The 2182-nt window shown below is 71.1% G+C and carries 3 protein-coding genes; 1 reads left to right on the top strand and 2 read right to left on the bottom strand.

What is annotated here, in order from left to right:
• The coding region (locus G6027_RS19075) for a biotin/lipoyl-containing protein (protein WP_346995771.1) at positions 1-338 on the bottom strand (338 nt) is incomplete at its 3' end.
• Positions 339-652: 314 nt separating this feature from the next.
• Between G6027_RS19075 and G6027_RS15795 the strand changes: the two genes are divergently transcribed.
• Positions 653-1018: an oxidoreductase gene (locus G6027_RS15795; RefSeq protein ID WP_182637993.1), complete on the top strand. Its 366-nt coding sequence runs from the start codon at positions 653-655 to the stop codon at positions 1016-1018.
• 15 nt (positions 1019-1033) lie between these two features.
• Here G6027_RS15795 and G6027_RS15790 read toward each other — a convergent pair.
• The coding region (locus G6027_RS15790; protein ID WP_241727190.1) for a leucyl aminopeptidase at positions 1034-2182 on the bottom strand (1149 nt) is incomplete at its 5' end.

Genomic DNA, 2182 nt, shown 5'->3' with positions numbered 1-2182 from the left:
GCCTCGTCCTCGGAGTCGTCAGCGGAGTCGTCGACCTCGTCGGCAGTGTCGTCGTCAGAGGAGTCCTCCGCCGGCTCGTCGGCGTCGTCCGATCCACCGGAACCGTCGTCGATCACCGCGAGCTCTCCGCCGATCTCGACGGTCTCGTCCTCGTCGGCGACGATCTTGGACAGCGTGCCGGCGGCGGGCGACGGGATCTCGGTGTCGACCTTGTCGGTGGAGACCTCGAGCAACGGCTCGTCGACCTCGACCGTGTCCCCCTCCTTCTTGAGCCAGCGGGTGACGGTGCCCTCGCTGACGGATTCACCGAGAGCCGGCATCTGTACGGAGAAGGCCATGGTGTCGTGACTCCTCAAGAGTTCTGGGCGCTGCCCGCCGGCGCGATCCGCGCCCGCATGAGCGGCGACATGGTGTGTGGGCTATCGATTCTTCGAGACGACCCGGGACGGAACCACTGTGGCGGCCCGACCGGATGATCGAACACCATTGTGCCCTGTGCCACCTGCCGGTGTCGGCGGACGCTCCGATCCCGGCGTCTGCGGGCGCCCGATCCGTACGGCGGCCGCGCCATCACCGGTGCTCGGGCTCGGTACGATCGATTCGGCGTAGACGGCCCCACCCCGGACGGGGGGCCGACGGGAGGAGACCGACAGTGGCGATCCGCGATCTTTTCCGACGGAGGCAGACGCGGATCCCCGCGGATCCCGCCGACCTCGCCCACTTCCGGTCCTGGTGCGAGACCAGGGTGGGGATCGAGGCCTACCTGGAGCCCGAGACTCTCGTGTCGGTGCCCGGGCTCCTCCTTATCGCGTTCGACGGCGAGTGGACGCGACGCCCGGTGGGGGACGTGGCCACCGCGCGCAAGCTCGCCGACCAGCTCAAGATCCCCCTCTACGACGCGATGGAGACCGGGTACCCGGACCGGATGCGGCTCTTCGAGGAAGTCCGCATCTCCCGCGAGCGCAAGGAGAGGGCCCGCCGGCTCCGCGAACAGATGCGCGGAGCCGACGAGGGCTGACCCACCGCGGTCAGGTCAGCCGGCCGAGGCGATGTCCTCGAGTACGGCGAGCATCGTCCGCACGGGCACGCCGGTGCCGCCCTTGGGCAGGTACCCCTCGGCGCCGCCGTCGTTGTAGGCCGGGCCCGCCACGTCGATGTGGGCCCACTCGACGCCCTCGGCGACGAACTCCTTGAGGAACAGGCCCGCGGAGAGCATGCCGCCCCAGCGGTGCGGGGTGACGTTGGTCAGATCCGCGACCTCGGAGTCGAGCCCGTCACGGAGCTCCTCCGGCAGCGGCATCGGCCAGCCGCCCTCGCCGACCCCCCGGCTGAGCTCGGCCACCCGGTCACGGAACTCCTCGGTTCCCATGACCCCGGGAGACTTCTTGCCCAGCGCGACCATCTGCGCGCCGGTGAGCGTGGCCGTGTCGATGAGGTGGGAGGGCGAGTCCTCGCAGGCCCTGACGATGGCGTCGGCGAGGATCAGCCGCCCCTCGGCGTCGGTGTTCTGCACCTCGACCGTCGTCCCGCCGTACATGGTGAGCACGTCGCCTGGCCGGTACGCGGTGGAGGACGGCATGTTCTCGGCCATCGGGACGGTCGCCACCACGGTCAGGTCCAGACCGAGCCGGGCGGCCAGGATGACGGTCGCGACCACGGCGGCCGCACCGCCCATGTCCATCGTCATCTGCTCCATGCCCGCGGCCGGCTTGATGGAGATACCGCCGGTGTCGAAGGTGACGCCCTTGCCCACCAGAGCGACGGTCGGCCGGCTCTCGTTCCCGCGGTGGGTGAGACGGACCAGGCGCGGTGGCCGGGACGAACCGCCGCCCACGGCCAGGATGCCGCCGTAGCCACCCTCGGCCAGAGCGGTCTCGTCCATGACCTCCACCTCCAGGCCCGCGGCGGCGGCGAGCTCGGCGGCGCGGTCCGCGAAGGAACCGGGGAAGAGCAGGTTGGGTGGAGTGTTGACCAGGTCGCGGGCCAGGCCGACGCACTCGGCGATCGCCGAGGCGCGGGTGACGGCGTCAGTGGCCCCCTCGGTGACGAGGATCCGGAGGGAGTCCGCCGCGTCGTCGTCGCCATTCTTAGCCGTGACCTTGGCGTGCCGGAACGATCCCAGCGCCGCCCCCAACGCGACGGCCTCGGCGCGCTCGGCGTCGAGCAGGACCAATGCGGCGCC

The sequence above is a fragment of the Dietzia sp. SLG310A2-38A2 genome, from assembly GCF_014145095.1.
In the GTDB taxonomy this organism is placed as follows: Bacteria; Actinomycetota; Actinomycetes; order Mycobacteriales; family Mycobacteriaceae; genus Dietzia.
The sequence above is the reverse complement of the archived record's forward strand: the minus strand, read 5'-3'. Positions and strand labels throughout refer to the sequence as shown.